Raw genomic sequence first — 17154 nt, 5'->3', positions numbered from 1 at the left:
TTACTGGTGGTTTCTAATGGCGGAGCATTGCCCGCAAGGGCCTAAATCGAGAGTGCCATGAATACAACAATGCTCGGCAACAACCCAACTTTGATCGTGGCAGGAATTTTCCTTGCCTTCGTTTTACTGGAGATCACTTGTTCATCATTTCGCCAGCCATCAGGCACCAAGCGTGACGTCCTGATTGAAGTGATCGGTTCCGGAATACTGGTTACCGTCACATTCCCTCTGGTGATGTGGCTGAGCGGGACGATTTTAGAGCAGCTCCTTCCGAATATGAAGAACGCCTTACAGGGTATTCCATGGATCTTAGGGTTCGTTCTGTTCTTGCTGCTGGATGATATGACGCAGTACTGGTGGCATCGCCTGACCCATCGGGTACCCGCTCTATACGCACTGCATCGAGCGCATCACTCTGCACCATATATGAGTGTTCGCATCGTCTATCGGAACAACAGCTTCTACTACATGTTGATGCCGGGTATATGGTTATCAGGCGCCCTTATCTATCTGGGCCTCGCACCGATTTACTACGTCTATTTGATCCTAAAAATGACTGTCATTTTCGCGGCACATAGCAGTGTTGCCTGGGACGATAAGCTTTACAGCATTCCTGCGTTGCGTCCTCTGGTCTGGATTCTGGAACGCACGATCTCTACGCCATCCACTCACTCTGCTCATCATGGTTTAACCGCTGACGATGGCGTTACGCACTACAAAGGCAACTTTGGGAACCTGCTTTTCTTGTGGGATGTGGTCTTTGGCACCGCAAAAATCACGCGCCGCCGCCCTCCTTCCTATGGAATTGAGCATCTCTCACCGATAAGTTGGAAAGAAGAACTATTTTGGCCGCTGGTTCGCTCTCGTCGCACCGCCCCCACTGTGAATACGAAACAGAAGGCTACACAATGAACAGCCGTATCGCTTTGCTCTCCGGCTCGAATCGACCTCAGAGCCAGTCGCTTAAGGTCGCCAGATTTTTACAAGAACGCTTAGAACGGTTAAAGCTATGTGATGCGACTGACCTAATCGACTTGGCCTCTATTAGGCTCCCACTCTGGCCTGAAAAAGATCAAGATGAAGTTTGGAGAAAACAACAGCAGTTGCTACAAAATGCAACAGCGCTTGTTGTTGTGAGTCCAGAGTGGAACGGTATGGCGTGCCCTGCATTGAAGAACTTCTTTCTTTATGCGGGTTTAGCAGAACTCGGCCATAAACCTGCCTTACTGGTCGGCGTTTCGGCAGGATCTGGAGGAGCATATCCAATAGCCGAGTTGCGTGCGTCCAGCTATAAAAACAGTCGAATCATGTACCTCCCTGAACACCTGATTGTTCGGAATGTCGACCATGTATTTAACAAGGATATGCCTGCAAGCGATAACGATATACGCCTGCGAACGCGCTCTGATTGGGTTCTGCGAATGCTGAGTAGTTATGACAGGGCTTTAAACAGTATTCGCTCTGAAATCGATATGTTCAACGGCGACCATTCAACTGGAATGTAGTTCAAAAATTTACTCTTCATAATAAATGACAGGCCATGAAAAGGGCAATGCGTTCACGCATTGCCCTTGCTCATTCTCTGCTATCGTTTCTCGGTGGCAGATCGATAATCTCGACTAAAACAAGGAGTGCCTATGCACTATTCCCTTCCTCGTGCCTCTTTCGCTCTCATAAGCGTTATGACATTACAAACAGTTCTTCCGGTGCCAGGTTTCGCGTCCGAGAAACCCACCACGGTCAATATTGAGAACTTCATACGTGCAGAAACAGACACTTACTTCCAGAAGGCGGTGAAAAGCGGAGCATTCGGCAAGCTCGTTCATCGCACCGAGATGGCGAGCATCGAAGCCCAGGACGTTGTCCGTCTCAACCGCGACACTCTTTACTCTTCGGGTGTCTTCGACCTCGATGCGGGCCCGGTCTCAGTTACGCTGCCAGACACTGACACTCGCTTTATGTCCATGCAAGTTCTCTCAGAGGATCACTACACAAATGAGGTTGTCTACGCGCCAGGCACTTATACCTACAGCAAAGACAAGGTCGGCACTCGTTATGTAATGCTGGTCATTCGAACATTCGCCAACCCTGAATCTGCATCAGACATAAAATCTGCAAACGATCTTCAGAAATCAATAAAAGTTGAACAGTCTGAAATCGGTAGTTTTGAAATCCCAAAGTGGGAAGCGCAATCTCAAGCCAAGGTAAGAAAAGCGCTGGCAACGCTGGCCATGTCGCTGGGTTCGGGGAGCAGTAAGATGTTCGGCGATAAAGCGCACGTAGATCCTGTTGCGCACCTGATAGGCACTTCGATCGGCTGGGGAGGAAACCCTGCCGAAGCTGCAATTTATCGTTCAGTGTATCCAAAGTTAAATGACGGTAAGACCGTATATAAGCTGAACATCAAAGATGTCCCAGTGGATGGCTTTTGGTCGATTAGCGTTTACGACGGAGAAGGCTTTTTCAAAAAGAACCCTCTCAACAAATACTCATTAAACAGCGTCACCGCAAAACGAGAATCAGATAAATCAGTCAACATTCAATTTGGTGATTGCAAATCATCAACCCCGAACTGTTTGCCTATAATGAAAGACTGGAATTATACGGTAAGACTTTATCGTCCAAGACAGGAAATCACGGATGGGCGATGGGAATTTCCAGAAGCCCAGCCGGCCACTCAACAAAAATGATCTCGGGCTAGCTGATGAGGAATTGTCAAATGAAAATGCTTACCCGGACATTAAGGTATGTTAGTGGCTTTGCGTTAACTGCACTCGCGGCGAACACTGCTGTTGCGCTTGAAGGCGGAACGAGTTCGTATCTAAAAGGATCCAGAGACTTCCTCGGAGGGATTGTACCTGTAGAACCAGGCGTCTATATGCGCAATGATATTGCTTACTATGACGGCTCAGTAGACCGTACTCTTCTGTCGGGTAAGGTTCAGGGTAAAATTGAGGCGCGCTTGCTGGTAAACCTGATTCGCCCAACCTTTGTTACACCTTGGGAATTGTTTGGCGGAACATATGCATTTGGGTTCACGCTCCCACTGGTCGATGCAAAACTAACAGGGACACTCGTAAGACCTAAGGGCACGAATGAAAGAGAAGAACATCAAGATGGCTTGGGAGACGCTATTCTTACGCCTGTACTGCTGGGATGGCATAACGGAAACTGGCACTTCAACTCGAACTTATCTATCTGGGTTCCAACAGGATCGTATAAAGATGGTCGAGTTTTAAACACCGGAAAAAACTACTGGTCACTATCACCTCAAGTTGGCGTTACTTACCTGAACCCCACCACTGGCTGGGATTTTTCCGCGACAGGAGTCTACCTTTTAAACTTTGAAAACAGCGCAACCAATTATCACTCCGGTGATGTTTTACACTTTGACTTCGCTGCTGGTAGAAGTCTAAACAAGTCATTCAAGATAGGCGTAGTCGGTTACGCACTTCAACAAATTACAGGTGACTCCGGCGAAGGCGCCACTCTAGGAGACCTAAAAGCGCGTGTCTATGGATTTGGCCCAGCGGCCACACTGACTTTCCCAGTTGGGAACACGCCAGTGTCGGTTACGGGAAAATACTACAAAGAGTTTGGAGCAGCTAACACTACTGAGGGGGATGAAGCAGTTGTCAGCATAAGTTTCAAATTTTAGAAATTTAGTTACTACACAATCAAAGCCACGATCATCAGATTTTATTACAAATGATGCAGTGAGGACATTATGAAGCAATCAGCCCCATTCAAAACCATCGCGTTGTCGCTCGCCCTGACCATCGGGTTCGCATCCGCCGCAGATGCCTGCACCCGCGCTCTTTTTGTGGGAGATGACGGACTCGTGCTCAACGGGCGCTCTATGGACTGGTCGGAAGATATGCACACAAACCTGTGGGCATTCCCAGCTGGCATGGAACGCGATGGCGCCGCCGGAAAAAACACGCCTAAGTGGGTATCGAAATACGGAAGCGTCATTGCTACTGCCTATGACATTGGCAGCACTGAAGGAATGAACTCCGAAGGACTCGTCGCAAACGTCCTGTATCTTGATGAATCAGACTACGGAAAGGTAGACCCATCACGGCCTCACCTGTCCATCTCCACCTGGGGACAGTATGTACTGGATAACTATGCGTCGGTCGCGCAAGCCGTTGAAGCGCTTAAGTCCGAACCGTTTCAGATCATTGCCCCTACCCTGCCCAACGGATCGGGCGCACAAGTTCATCTTGCACTTTCCGATCCTTCAGGTGATTCCGCCGTTCTGGAATATGTAGCCGGTAAGCTCGTGATCCATCACGGCAAAGCTTACAAAGTCATGACCAACTCCCCCACGTACGATAAACAAATCGCACTCAATGAGTATTGGCAAAAGATAGGCGGGCTGACCTTCCTACCCGGAACGAATCGGGCTGCTGACAGATATGCACGCGCCTCTTTTTTAATTGATTCGGTTCCAAAATCCGAGTCGAAAACCTATATCAGCGCTGTTCCTGGGCAATCGTTCACCTACCAGGCAGTAGCCAGCGTATTAGGAGTGATACGTTCCGTCAGCGTGCCGCTAGGCATTACCACCCCAAACGAGCCAAACATCGCTTCTACCCTGTGGAGAACGGTGTCTGATCAAACGCATAAAGTCATTTACTTTGACTCGGCCACGCGTCCCAATACATTCTGGATATCACTGGACAAAATTGATCTTAAAAAGGGTGCCCCGGTGCTCAAACTGAATTTATCGAATGGCGAAGTGTACTCGGGAGAAGCGGCTGCGGAGTTCAAAACAGCTAAGCCATTCGCTTTCCTTGCGGCGAGCGCTGATTAAAAGGAACCAGTAAGACTTAGGAAACGATACTTTCAGAAAGGGCTCGAAGGATCGAGCCTCCCCCCTAGTGTGCACCCACTCCATCCACGTTGCGGGTGGACTTCCAATGACACACCCGCACTCTCTTTAAGAACGAAACTGCTTTCCTCTCTGAAAAGAGCCATCGTGCTACATTTGAGTTTAATATCGCGCCAGTCTTTCTCATAGACTGCCATAAAACTCCTGCCTTTCCGGCGACCGACTGTGTGAATGCTGGCGCCTTAATAAATTCAATTCGCCATCACACTTTAAAAAATCCGCACCAACTATCCCCAGTGAATTATTCATAAAACAACGTAAATACCGCCGCAACAGAAACACCCCCTCCTGTCATTTCGCGAGTGGTAGCTGCCGTCTTATAATACTTTGCAGTGATTGGAATCTTTACAGAAGAGTCCCCTGCTGTTGTCACATGTGTAATTTTCTCCCCCAGAGGAAGCACCGTACGACTGCCTTGATCTCCACGAAAAAGCATAATACCGACGCCAGAAGCCATGCCTGTACTTTTTTTATTCTCAAGTACGTTGCCACTTGCAGCGCCATCAACTTGATAGCGAACATTAACACCAGGTTCACACAGCATACTAATTTCAAACGTACGTGCCTTTGCCGAATCCTCCAGCACCGTCGTAGAATCATTAAAATCAGAAAGCGTCACACTAGGTAAAGAGACTGATATATTAGAACTACCCGGATCAATCTCGCACGCACCGTTCTGTATTTCGGACTGACCAGCAATGGTCATTGAGGCAATTACACCGCCATGAAACTTAACCTGATTAACTCCATTTATTATTAGTGGTTCTGAAGATAAAACGTCACCGACCTTCACGAGTCGTACCCACCACTTATGCTTCAGATCAAAACTAGCACTATTGGCAGACCAGCCCAAGCCGGAAAGTGGGGTGACGTTGGCATAATTCGTGTCGCAGACAGAGTCTGCGCACCAAAAAACGGAAACGCCTATTCCATCAACATTCGTCCTAAATACAGAATTAAATCCATTACTCGAAAAGCCAACCACGGCAGACCCTATTCCCTCAGCAAGCACTCCTGAGACGTTGCCTCTAAGAACACAGCGTATAGCGTTGGGGGGCGCGTCAACCCAGCCACTGCTCCACAGTTCCGTGCCAACCGGTGCATCACGCGCAACGCTCAGCGTTGCAGGTAAACTCATCGTGAACTGAGATACCTGCTGATTATTTCCATCAAAGTAACACTGTGCCATGACTGATGGCACTACTACAAACCAACCTAAGACAAGCAACGCAATAAATCTCATAGCACACCTTTTAGCAATGAAGCGCTGAGCACGAAAGATAATTATTATATATATGAGGTTACAGCCGCATCCTTACTAGGCTAGCCATGCCGGCTACTCGTAATTCAACGTAAAGGTTGCCGCAACAGATACTTTTCCAGGTTTCATTTCGCTCACACGCGCCGCTGTTTTATAATAACGAGCCATTAGGGGAACTGTCACGATGGAGTCACTATCAACGTTCGTATGAAACAAACGCGACCCCAGGGGCAAAACGTCATCACCAAACTCACCACGAAACAACTGAACGCCTATTCCCGAAGCCAACCCTGTTCCCGTCGAATTGGAAAGCACATCTGTAGAAGACGAAGATCCTACACTATCAATTTGGTAGCTAAGCTTGGTTCCTGCGTCACAGATCAACTGGATATCAAATGTTTTAGATTTTGATCGATCATCCAACACCGTCATATCATCACGAAAATCCGCCAATATTATAGAAGGCAAAGAAACCGTTATATTCGTACTTTGGGATGCAATTTCGCAACCGAGAGTGTTAATTCTCGTCTGCCCTGCCAACGTCAAAGTACCGGTTTCCAGATCATGAACCCAACTTGAGTTAACCCCAGGAACCTGCAGAGGAACAGAACCAGATACTGGGCCGGTCTTAATCAAACGAACCAACCAACCACCGATCAAAGGAAAAAAATCATCCTCTACAGGAACCAATAAGTTCCCAAGTGTTACAAGAGACTCAAAATCAGACTCGCAACGCGCGGGCAAGCTATCGCAAAGATAAATAGAAATACCTATGCCGGGAACGTTTGTTTCATATACAGAGCTGAATCCACCACTTGAAAACCCGGGAACGGCAGCGCCTACCCCACTGGCAAAAAAGCCCTGTATGAAGCCATAGCCCCCGCCGGTGCAGTTTACAGCAGTGCTTGGGGCTCTCACCCAACCACTGTTCCAAAGTTCAGTACCGACAGGTAGATCTCTAGAAACACTCAATGAGGAAGGCAAGCTGATAGTAGTCTCAGAAACCTTGCTATGGTTTTGAAAAGTACAAATTGCTTTTGCAAACGGAGAAAGTAGAAATAAACAGGTTGGCAAAAAACAATAACAAAGAAACTTCTTCATTTGCTTTTCTCTCCAGATAAGCGGGCAAATATTAGGCCTTATCCTCTACAACAGAATGTCATTTCCTTTGGCAAAATGATTACGCCCTCCGTAGGTATTATCTGATGCATAGGTAATACCGTTTTACTTAGTAAACCTTATGGATCAATAGACGTTCAGAAAATCGGAGAAACCCTAAAAATTTGAGATAGTCGAAAAAATCGACGAACGGCTAATAACAGATTCGAATTAGAAAAACGCAGGGAACGAACAGGTCACGCTATGCCGCAGGGCATGGAACGGCATGTAATAAATAGATTAAAGCTGTATTCCTCCCATCGTTACGAATGATAAGAAGAGTACCGATGATGCATTGGTTGGAGACGTCTATTACAGAAAATAGCCGATGCATTGACGTATCGTCGATGCTAAATTCCGCGTGGATGAATGCCCGGCTTTAGCACCCCATAAAAGAGAAACCTACTTCATACCGAAAACACGAATATTCATTAGCCATCACAATTTCGGATTTTCCCTAGTGACGCCCCTTCCTGCTCTCGTTAAATTTGCGGTGCTCCTCATCCTTACCTCCATTCGTGGAGGTTTTTTTTGCACGAAAATCAGGAAGGGGCATGATTTTTTCACCGCGATTGGGCGAAACGCATGTCCACAAATGTAAGCAATAGAAAATTTAGGCTTCCGAAAACGGAGATTCTGTTCGCGGCACTTCTACCGTTTTTTTTCTGGGATTTGGCAACTCCTTGGGTCAGCATCCAATTTTCAAATGAAGGCCAAGGCTCGTTAGATTTCGTGATAAGCACACAGGACGAAATCTACAGAAGAGAAATCAAACCTGGTGGGGTAACTGGCCGGCATGGCCATATATTCCCTGACGATGATTTTTTCATGCAGATCGACTGGTCGTATGCTGGCCAGAACCACTGCTTTAGCGTCAATCCCAAATGGCCAAGTACTCACATTTACATAGGGCCAGATGGTACTGTCGATAGGCGCCCAGGAAGCGATACCGATTTGGAAAGCCTTACCCCCTGCTTGCGGGAAGGGTAACTATTAGGAGTATGCGCGCTGTGCGAGCTTTTCTATGTAGTAAACGCATTCCCTTGTCAGGCCCAATGCTTAGCGCCGGCTGATAAGGTGTCTTCGTATGGCTCTGATGTTGCTGTCGGTTGTCCAGTAATTGCCGTCACGCTTCGAATATAAGGAAGAACACTAGCCGATCGGACTGATTTTTATCCGATCTATCAACCAGCGCCCGGCTGGCCCCGGCAGTCTGTTTGTCGCATGAACCGCAGAGAAATCGATCTTTACCCCCTCCCTGGGAATGCCCTCCATGTCCAGCCTTACCAAGGTACCGGTTGCTAAATCTTGCTCAACCATGTGCAGCGGCATACTGCCCCAGCCTACGCCATCCTTTAGAAAAGCGTACTTGGTCGAGAGGTCGGCCAAACGCCAAGTTAGTGGCGACATCACGCCGTAATCTTGTCCTGACAACATTTCCGAGCGGTCAGTCAGCACCAGTTGAATGTGCTTAACCAACTCACGCTTGGGAATCTTGCCATTTAGGCGAGACAGCGGATGATCGATGGCGGCGACCATCACCAAAGAGAACTCGCCGATGCGTTCCCCGGTCAAGGTTGGGAAATTAACGGGCAACGATGCAAGGATTCCCAGGCTGCAACGACCATCCATTATCGGTTCATAGCCGGCGCCGAGCCCCTCTACGAACATTTTCAAACGGGTCAATGGAAAGCGCACGGCAAATTCTTTGACCACCGCAGTGATCGCCGAGGTGGGGAAGAACACGTCCACCACCACTGACAATTCAGGCTCAAGCCCCGAAGCCATAAGCTTGGCCCGCGCCTTTAGGGTATCCACGCCCGAGACGATATTGCGCGCATCAGTAAGCAGTAGAGCACCTTGCGGCGTCAATTTGGGGAAACGCCCGGAACGGTCGAACAACACCACGCCGATCTGATCCTCCAGACCAGCGACCCAGCCGCTTATCGCCGACTGAACCCTATTGAGCTTTCTGGCCGCAGCCGAAAAGCTCCCCTCATCTACCGCCGCAATGAAGGTTCGCAGTTGATCCAGTGATACGCCGTCGAGCATCTCGCCCCCAGTCCATCTCTAATGCAGATACGCTCCATCTCAATATACCGTCTTTTCAGATTTATCAAGGAAGATCATCTTGCACGTGACGCTCCCAACCACACACAACGATGACTTCGCCATGCAAATTCTTCATCTCGATTCCAGCATTCTGGGTACGGCTTCAGCCAGCCGCAAACTGTCCTTCAATATTGTCGCTCGCTTGGTGGCGCTCCATCCGGACAGTCAGGTGATATACCGTGACCTTGCCAGTGATCCCGCCCTGCATCTTTCAAGTGAACACCTCGCGGCGTGGCAAGGCGCAGGGGCCAAAGGCGATTTACTGACAGAAGACCTTTTCAAAGGAAATGCTTACCTGCAAGAACTGCTGGAATCACAGGTCGTTGTTATCGGCACGCCCATGTACAACCTGACCATCCCTACCCCGCTCAAGGCTTGGATTGACCGTATCGCGTTAGTGGGGAAAACCTTTCACTACACCGCCGATGGCCCCGAAGGCTTGCTGAAAAACAAGAAGGCCTACATCGCCTCATCTCGGGGTGGCATCTATTCCGAAGGAAGTCCGGCAGCCCCCCTTGAGCATCAGGAAAGCTACCTGATCGGTCTACTCGGTTTCCTCGGCATCAGCGAACCAACGGTGATCCGAGCAGAAGGCTTAGCCATTAATGCACAGGTTAAAGATTCAGCGATCGCTCGCGCGCTGGAAACCATTGCCGCTATCAATGAGTGATCACCACCCGCCGCCAGTCAACTTTCATTTTTCTTGAGGTATTCGAAATGACTTATTCCATCATCGGTTCCGGTAAAGTGGGTAGCGCCCTCGCCCGCCAATTCGCGCGAAGCGGCATTCCGGTCGGAGTTGCCAACACGCGTGGCTCACAAAGCCTCACCGCTCTCGTCAATGATCTGGGCGAACTCATCACTGCGCAGTCCCTCGCAGAAGCGTTAGGCGCGGACATCGTGATTCTGGCCATCCCTTTTAACGCTCATCGGGAAATTGGTCAGAAGCTCTCAGACTGGGATAACAGAATCGTTATCGATGCGATGAATACATACGGCGTTTCACCTGAAGAGCTCGGCGATCAAGCTTCGACAGACGTCGTCGCCCGCGCATTCGTTGCTGCCAAGGTAGTCAAAACCTTCAATCAGCTTCCAGCTGCACTATTAGCTAAAGACCCAGCGCAGGAGGGAGGAAGGCGAGTGATGTTTGTATGGGGCCGAGATCAAGATGCCAACACGAGGGTTACCAAGCTGGTCGATCAATTGGGTTTCGCCCCTCTATCGCTTGGTACGATCGAAGAAGGCGGAAAACTGTTGGGATTGGGCGGCGCGCTCATCCTCCAGAACATCATCAAGTATCAATGATAGGAACGCTGCATTTCACGCGCATGCTGCGGGTGGTCGTTGAATCTATAACGCGCAGAAAAGACTGGATGACACACGCCACTCGACTAAAGGGAACGGTGACGTCACAAGTAACCATGTTTGGAGCTATTAAAAAGGGCCCTCAAAGAGCCCTTTCTTGTATTCAAGCAGAATTTACTTGGTGAGCCTAGACTCGACAGTGGCAGACCCGTGTTCAGCTATCCACACCTTCAACGTCTTGTTATTCCCGCTCTTGCTTCAACGAACTCACCAATTTACCGGTTCAACAGCCTGCTCCCTAGCCGCCGGGAGTTAATCGTTCACAGTCAGAATGAAATCCGAATAACTCTCCAGGCGCTTCCACTAGCAAAGACCGCATAAGCTGACTCGAACACTCCAGCGCTTGAAGTTGCTCTACAACCGTACAAAAACCAATGCTGTCTTCATGCTGGGTGTGTGGCCAATCGCTGCCCCACACGAGACGGTGAAGACCGAAACTCTGCTCCAGCATTGACATTGCACTCCGGGCGAATTTTAGATTCTGTTGATCCGTACCTGCCAATCGATAGATCCCAGAAGCCTTCATCCATATCTGCCCGCTTCCCCCTAGCTTTAGCATCTCGCGAAAGCCTGGTTGATCAACGCTCAAACGTGCATCAGGACGACCGAAATGATCGATCACAAGTTTTATGCCGAATGGCATCAGTTGGTGCAGCAGTCCCGGTAAGTCCTCCACTTGGCGGTGCAGCTCGACATGCCAGTCCAGTTCAGCGATGTGGTTGAAAAATTCTGTCCAGTCCGCTTCACGAAAGTCAGGCAAAGCCTTACCCATCAGATTCAAACGCACGCCGACCACACCCAAACGGGCCATGTCGTTCAACGTGTCACGACTGACATCACGCTCCACCACCACAACCCCGCGCAAATGCTGCGGCGCTTGCTGCAACGCCTCTAAGAGGTAGCTGTTGTCAGTGCCTAGAAAGCTTGGTTGCACCAGTACGCCATGGCTCAGATTATGAACTCGCAAATGTTCCAGGTACTCCAGGAGCGTCGCATCGTAGCCAGGGGTGTAGCGCCGCGCTGTCACCAGGTTTAACTTGCGACTGAACACATGGGCATGGGAATCGATTCCGGTGATCGGCGTAAAATGGGTATCAGGCATGGGTTTCATCTATCAGAAATAATGGCTATCACGCACGGGCGCTCTCGTTGCTGTTGACCGACACGGCAGGGGCGGTGGCTTCGAGACTGCGGCCACGGGTTTCCGGCAAGCAAAGTGCCGCGATCACTGCTACGCCATAGGCAATCCCGGCGTCGATTCCAATCGCCGAACCCAGGGACATGGAGTCGCTCATGTGACCGACCAGGAATGGGAACACCGCAGAGAGCACACGGCCGAAGTTGTAGCAGAACCCAACTCCAGCACCGCGAACATCTGCAGGGTACAGCTCATTGAACAGCGCCCCGAGGCTCGCAGGAATACCCGCAGCGAAGAATCCGAGCGGGAATCCCAAGAACAGCATCTGGGTATTGCTCAGTGGCAGGAACACATAGCACTGCACGGTGACAACGCAAGCCAGCGCAAACAACACAATATTTTTACGACGGCCAATTCGGTCGATCATAAATCCGCTGACCACACACCCACACCAGAAAGCGAAGATTATCACCGCCAAATAGCCGCCCGAGTTCAGCACCGACAAGTTACGCTCGGTCTTAAGGAACGTTGGCAGCCACGTCATTACCGCGTGATAACCACCGTGCGCGCCCAACCCCAACAGGCCGCCGAACAAGGTCACGCGAATCAGTTCCGGACGGAATATCCCAGCCAAGGATTTGAAGAAGCTTTGCGGAATGGCCTGTTCTTTTTGCAGGCGCTGGAAGCTGTCGGGTTCTTCAACGTTGCGCCGTACCCAGATGATAAGGAACGAGGGCAGCAAGCCAATGATGAACATCACCCGCCAGGCCATGTCTTGCGGCACGAAGGAATAGATCAGCGCAAAAATTCCGACCGCTAGCCCCCAACCCACCGCCCAGGCACTCTGGACTGTACCCATGACCTTGCCGCGATACTTCGGATTGATGGTTTCGGCCATCAGTACCGCACCGGCCGCCCACTCCCCGCCTATACCAAAGCCTTGCAATGCCTTGACGATAAGCAGTTGGTGAAAGCCAGTGACGAAGGCCGATAAAAAGGTAAAGAACGAGAACCACAAAATCATCCACTGCAGCGTTCGCACCCGGCCATAGCGGTCGGACAACGTCCCCCCTACCCAGCCACCAATGGCCGAAGTGACCAAAGTAACGCCGCTGATAAGCCCTGCATCTCCCTTGGTCAAGGCGAAGGCGGCGATCAACGCCGGAATCGCCAGGCCGAACATTTGTACTTCCAGTGCGTCGAGCGACCATCCGCCGAAGCAAGCCCAAAACGTTTTGCGCTCCCGAGGAGTGACTTTGCGATACCAGCTAAACATGGTTCTTATCCTTATAGGTGAAACGTAAGGCGGCCGAGAGCGAACCGCACCGCTACAGGGCCAGTTTTGGCAAACAATGAGGAAACCAGCGACGACTTGGGCGCCGCTGAGCAATTCGCTATGGGGCAGGCGCTAGCGGATATCCACGCTATAACGGAAGTGTTCTGCGTGCCCACGAGAGCGACGCCATTCCAGCGGTGTACCGGCGTAATCACGAGCGAGCCGCTCGATCACCACCACCGGGCTGTTAATCGGCACCTGCAATAAACGCGCGTGCACGTCGTTCACCGACTCCGCAGTAAGGGTCTCCTCTGCTGAGGCAACAACTTGGCCGCAGAGGTCTTCGTAGATCGGGTACAACAGTGGCCCTTTCATACTCAGATCGGTCTCAAGCAAGGGTTGGAAGCGGCTACGCGGCAACCAAATTTCTTCCGCAAGCACTGGCTGAACTTCCAGCAAACGCAAACGAACAATGCGAATCACCGGCGCATCGACAGATAACCCCAGCGCTTGCGCAACTGCCGAAGGAGCAGGCACTGGCTCGATCGACAGGATGCGACTCTCCGGTACCTGGCGCTCACCAGAGGGGGTCTGGAAACGAAAGAAGCGAAACAAAGAAGATTGAAACTGGGGGCGACGAATGAACGTCCCACGCCCCTGCTGACGCTCCAGGATGCCCTCAATGACCAGCGCATCAATCGCTTTGCGTACCGTGCCGGTGGACAGTTGATACTCCGCTGAAAGCACAGCCTCGGTAGGAATCGCTTCGCCAGGGCGCCAGCGATTTTTGGCTATCTGTTCAGCCAGTTGATCACGCAGACGCTGGTAGAGCGGCAGGCGAGTGTCACTGGGGAGGCTACTCATCGACTTTATTCACCTTGTTATCTAGTCATCTATATGAATCTTGCGTCGAGTATTTCGCCACACGTCTCTGCTGTCAAGAAGGGTCGAGGAGGCTTGCAGACGAACGGAGGCCAAACCTAGGAAAACGTGTCGAGCGCCCTTGGAATCTTCACTCCGCACCACGTAACCCCGCAAAAATTCCCCAAATAGATTTCGCCGTTCGTTCCCAATAATTCGGCAATAAAAAGGGCCCTTTCGGGCCCTCTTTGCATTCAAACCGAAATCACTTTGTCAGCCAGGACTCGACGGTCGCAGCGCCGTGCTCTGTTTTCCACTCTTTCAGCGTTTTGTGATTGCCACCCTTCGTTTCTACGACTTCGCCTGTGTGAGGGTTTTTATAAACCTTCAATTGGCGAGGCTTGCGGCTACCGGTTTTGGATTCGGCTGCTGGAGCGCGACGACCTGCTTGTGGATCTAGCAGGTTGATCACGTCCTTGAGGCTGTAGCCGTATTTTGCGAGCAAATCGCGCAGTTTGGTTTCGAATTCGATTTCTTTCTTGAGGCCAGCATCGCCCTTTAAGGCTTCGAGGGCCTGGAGCTGTTCAGCTAGGTGTTTTTCAAGTTGGCGAAATTCCGCAAGTTTCGACATAAAAAATTCTCGATGTGTGTGTGTGTGTGTGATACCAGAAGGTTACACCATAAATCACGGGCCGCACTTCAAGTTAGCGTTTCAGATTTTAGCTTCGTTCGCTGAACGAAGATCAAATACTTGATGGTGTGCTGCTTGTACTGAAATGTGCCAATCACTTCAGGCGCGTTGGTGCTACGTGGCAGGGTAAGTCGGAGCAGATTTCCACCTACTAGGCAGATTGCTGCACACCTTAACTAAAAACCCATAACAAGTAATGCCAGTCGGGAACTCACTACACAGCTTGAGCAGAGGCAAGCTTGAGATAAACCGTTGCCTATAGTTAAGCCTTGCACTAATCAGCTGCCAAGAGCTTTTTAACTTCGGCAATGATCAAGTCAATGTCGAATGGCTTTGCCAACACCGCATCAAACAGATCCGATCTCTGCATACCGATGTGTGCCTGAGCACCGCTCATCAAAATGATTGGCAAATGATTAGCGGACGGAAGAGCTCGGACGGCTGTGGCAAATTCCAGGCCGTCCATCACCGGCATCATAAAGTCGGTAATGATCAACGCTGGCCGTTCTCTATCGAGCACCTCAAGTCCTTTCCGACCATTTCCAGCAGTCACTACCATGAAACCTTCATCCTCCAGCGCGAAGCTGAGAATGTCAGCGATCAAATACTCGTCGTCGACGACCAGGATGGTAGTCATGTTAATTCAACCCGCACAAAGGCTTAAGATTTTGAACCGGGCGAGGTCTCAGTGGGGACTGAAGGTTCATGTCTTGAAGCCTTTTTCAGGAAAACGTCTTGATCACGGATCACGACCTCAAATCGCGAAGGATCGTAGGAGCTGTCTCGTACTTTAAGAATGGAAAGCGTCCTGCTTAGTTCAGAATGATTCTCAGAGAATCGCATCAGCATCAGGTTGTCGACGATGCTGGACAGGTCAGAGTTTGGTGCGCTGACCTCGGAGCCAAATAGATCGCGCATTTCCCAGGATGCAAATACAGTGACCCCCCTGGATCGCAACTCGTTCATCAGGGCACTGAAGAAGTCAGTAATTCGCGCCGGATTTGTCGAGACTCGCGTCATACCGCTCAAGCTATCGATGAAAAGGCGCTTGATGCCCTTCTCCTCGACGATCTTCAGAAGTCGTGCCCCTAGACCATCCAGCAGGCCTTCAGTTGTAGGCTGCCAGGCGATGCTGAGGGCGCCGCTGTCTTCCATGCCTTTGATATCGATACCCAGTGATTGGCCTTTGAGTCGCAACCGTTGCGGACTTTCGTAGAAACCAAAATGCAGGCCAGGAGCTTCCACTGTCGACTCGGCCAAAAATTTGAGGCCGAGAGTTGTTTTACCAATACCGGAGGGGCCGATGACCAGCGAAACACTGGAGCTGTGCAGGCCTCCGCCTAAGATGTCGTCCAGTGATTCAATGCCACTGGCGATACGCGTCATGTCTGCGCTGTCGGGAGAGGACGGATGGCTGTAGAGACTTTCGAGCCGTGGATAAACAACCAAGCCATTGTCGGTAATTTCACACTCGTGAAGACCGGTCATTGCTCCGCTGCCGCGAGTTTTACGTAGCTGAATTCGACGCACCGAACGAGTGCCATAGAGCTCCTCGCCCATCTCAATCACGCCATCAACCATGGTGTGCTCAGGACTGCCATCGTCAAGGCGAGAACTGGTAAGAAACAGCACCGTGCAACCAGCGAAAGCTGCATGACCTTGCAGCTCTGAAATGAATTTCTTGGTGTCGATGTGCGAATCAGCTTTTGAGCGCGCATTGAGCAAGCCGTCTACCACCATCACTGTGGCTTTTTGGCGGCTTATCTCGCGCCGGAGCAGTTTCACTACCTCATCCAGACCTTCGTTTTCCAAGGTATCAAACGCGCTGACAAACTGGATTTCAGCCCCGACCTTGGAAGCGTCGAAAAAGCTCAGAGTCGAAAGAAACTGAAAAAGGCGATCATGTGACTCGGCCAATAGCGTTGCGACCAGAACACGGCCCCCATTTTCCGCGTGATGGAACCCAAGCTGGTTAGCCAAGATCGTTTTTCCAGACCCTGGTCGCCCTTGGATTATGTATGAAGAGCCTGCTACCAGACCGCCCTTGAGCAGAGCGTCAAGCCCTTCGATTCCACTTTCGAGGCGTTTTAGCTTTTCCAAAATGCGACCCTGATCTGAAAAACAGGCTGTTTAAGCCGAGTGGACGGAATGCTAACGCCATTTTCGCTTTGGAGCTATTCCGTCTAGAGCATCGGCGGGTATGAGTGCTCTGGACTAGATCAATGGACGCTGGGAAAAAGGGGCTCTCAGTTGCCAGTGTGTCTGTCGCACCTAGTTGGGCGATGCGCCGAGAATTGATGAGTTAGAACTATATGACGAAAGTTGATCAGTTGAGGACGTTAAAGGCCAGGTAAGAGGTCGTTAAAATGGACGGCAGCCTACATGAGCGGGCCAT

Annotated in this window: 17 protein-coding genes; 7 read left to right on the top strand and 10 right to left on the bottom strand. The window is 50.5% G+C overall.

Translation table 11 applies throughout. The annotated features are described in order from the left end of the window. The first annotated feature begins 57 nt into the window (after positions 1 to 57). From CKW38_RS13465 to CKW38_RS13445, 5 genes are all read left to right on the top strand, one after another. Positions 58 to 912 carry a sterol desaturase family protein gene (locus CKW38_RS13465; RefSeq protein WP_095112978.1) on the top strand — a complete coding sequence of 285 codons (855 nt, stop codon included), beginning with the start codon at positions 58 to 60 and terminating at the stop codon, positions 910 to 912. Further along, on the top strand, positions 909 to 1505 hold the full coding sequence (locus tag CKW38_RS13460; protein ID WP_095112977.1) for an NADPH-dependent FMN reductase: 597 nt from the start codon (positions 909 to 911) through the stop codon (positions 1503 to 1505). The genes CKW38_RS13465 and CKW38_RS13460 overlap by 4 nt, the downstream gene beginning before the upstream one ends. 132 nt (positions 1506 to 1637) lie before the next feature. Beyond that, positions 1638 to 2690 (top strand): DUF1254 domain-containing protein, encoded by a 1053-nt coding sequence (locus CKW38_RS13455; RefSeq protein ID WP_095112976.1) that lies wholly within the window; start codon positions 1638 to 1640, stop codon positions 2688 to 2690. A 29-nt stretch (positions 2691 to 2719) separates the two neighbouring features. Continuing rightward, positions 2720 to 3658 carry a transporter gene (locus tag CKW38_RS13450; RefSeq protein ID WP_176472325.1) on the top strand — a complete coding sequence of 313 codons (939 nt, stop codon included), beginning with the start codon at positions 2720 to 2722 and terminating at the stop codon, positions 3656 to 3658. Between the two features lie 69 nt (positions 3659 to 3727). Beyond that, complete coding sequence (locus CKW38_RS13445) at positions 3728 to 4819, top strand: linear amide C-N hydrolase (RefSeq protein WP_095112974.1); 1092 nt, start codon at positions 3728 to 3730, stop codon at positions 4817 to 4819. Positions 4820 to 5138: 319 nt separating this feature from the next. Here the strand turns inward: CKW38_RS13445 and CKW38_RS13440 are convergent, their stop codons facing one another. From CKW38_RS13440 to CKW38_RS13425, 3 genes are all read right to left on the bottom strand, one after another. After that, positions 5139 to 6140, bottom strand: a complete 1002-nt coding sequence (locus CKW38_RS13440; protein ID WP_095112973.1) for a fimbrial protein — start codon at positions 6138 to 6140, stop codon at positions 5139 to 5141. A 93-nt stretch (positions 6141 to 6233) separates the two neighbouring features. After that, on the bottom strand, positions 6234 to 7259 hold the full coding sequence (locus CKW38_RS13435) for a fimbrial protein (RefSeq protein ID WP_095112972.1): 1026 nt from the start codon (positions 7257 to 7259) through the stop codon (positions 6234 to 6236). A 1209-nt stretch (positions 7260 to 8468) separates the two neighbouring features. Then, a complete protein-coding gene (locus tag CKW38_RS13425) occupies positions 8469 to 9368 on the bottom strand; it encodes a LysR family transcriptional regulator (RefSeq protein WP_095112971.1) in 900 nt (299 codons plus the stop codon). A gap of 85 nt (positions 9369 to 9453) precedes the next feature. On the opposite strand from CKW38_RS13425, the gene CKW38_RS13420 reads away from it, so the two are divergent. Next, positions 9454 to 10098, top strand: a complete 645-nt coding sequence (locus tag CKW38_RS13420; RefSeq protein WP_256588374.1) for an FMN-dependent NADH-azoreductase — start codon at positions 9454 to 9456, stop codon at positions 10096 to 10098. 47 nt (positions 10099 to 10145) lie between these two features. After that, the gene (locus CKW38_RS13415; protein WP_095113080.1) at positions 10146 to 10733 is read left to right on the top strand and encodes an NADPH-dependent F420 reductase; all 588 of its coding nucleotides are present in this window, start codon (positions 10146 to 10148) and stop codon (positions 10731 to 10733) included. Between the two features lie 174 nt (positions 10734 to 10907). Here CKW38_RS13415 and CKW38_RS30665 read toward each other — a convergent pair whose 3' ends face one another. The 7 genes from CKW38_RS30665 to CKW38_RS13385 form a co-directional block, all read right to left on the bottom strand. Then, positions 10908 to 10961 (bottom strand): hypothetical protein, encoded by a 54-nt coding sequence (locus tag CKW38_RS30665; RefSeq protein WP_371857964.1) that lies wholly within the window; start codon positions 10959 to 10961, stop codon positions 10908 to 10910. Between the two features lie 70 nt (positions 10962 to 11031). Further along, entirely contained in the window at positions 11032 to 11895 is an 864-nt protein-coding gene (locus CKW38_RS13410; RefSeq protein ID WP_095112970.1) for an amidohydrolase, read from the bottom strand. A gap of 28 nt (positions 11896 to 11923) precedes the next feature. Then, the gene (locus CKW38_RS13405) at positions 11924 to 13207 is read right to left on the bottom strand and encodes an MFS transporter (protein WP_095112969.1); all 1284 of its coding nucleotides are present in this window, start codon (positions 13205 to 13207) and stop codon (positions 11924 to 11926) included. Between the two features lie 132 nt (positions 13208 to 13339). Further along, positions 13340 to 14071, bottom strand: coding sequence for a GntR family transcriptional regulator (locus tag CKW38_RS13400; protein WP_095112968.1), 732 nt, complete (start codon positions 14069 to 14071; stop codon positions 13340 to 13342). A gap of 262 nt (positions 14072 to 14333) precedes the next feature. Continuing rightward, positions 14334 to 14699 carry a histone-like nucleoid-structuring protein, MvaT/MvaU family gene (locus CKW38_RS13395; protein ID WP_095112967.1) on the bottom strand — a complete coding sequence of 122 codons (366 nt, stop codon included), beginning with the start codon at positions 14697 to 14699 and terminating at the stop codon, positions 14334 to 14336. Between the two features lie 334 nt (positions 14700 to 15033). Then, positions 15034 to 15396, bottom strand: coding sequence for a response regulator (locus CKW38_RS13390; RefSeq protein ID WP_095112966.1), 363 nt, complete (start codon positions 15394 to 15396; stop codon positions 15034 to 15036). Between the two features lie 23 nt (positions 15397 to 15419). After that, complete coding sequence (locus tag CKW38_RS13385; protein WP_095112965.1) at positions 15420 to 16859, bottom strand: ATPase domain-containing protein; 1440 nt, start codon at positions 16857 to 16859, stop codon at positions 15420 to 15422. Positions 16860 to 17154 lie beyond the last annotated feature (295 nt).

The organism is Pseudomonas sp. Irchel 3H7 (genome assembly GCF_900187605.1).
Classification (GTDB): domain Bacteria; phylum Pseudomonadota; class Gammaproteobacteria; order Pseudomonadales; family Pseudomonadaceae; genus Aquipseudomonas.
The sequence above is the reverse complement of the archived record's forward strand: the minus strand, read 5'-3'. Positions and strand labels throughout refer to the sequence as shown.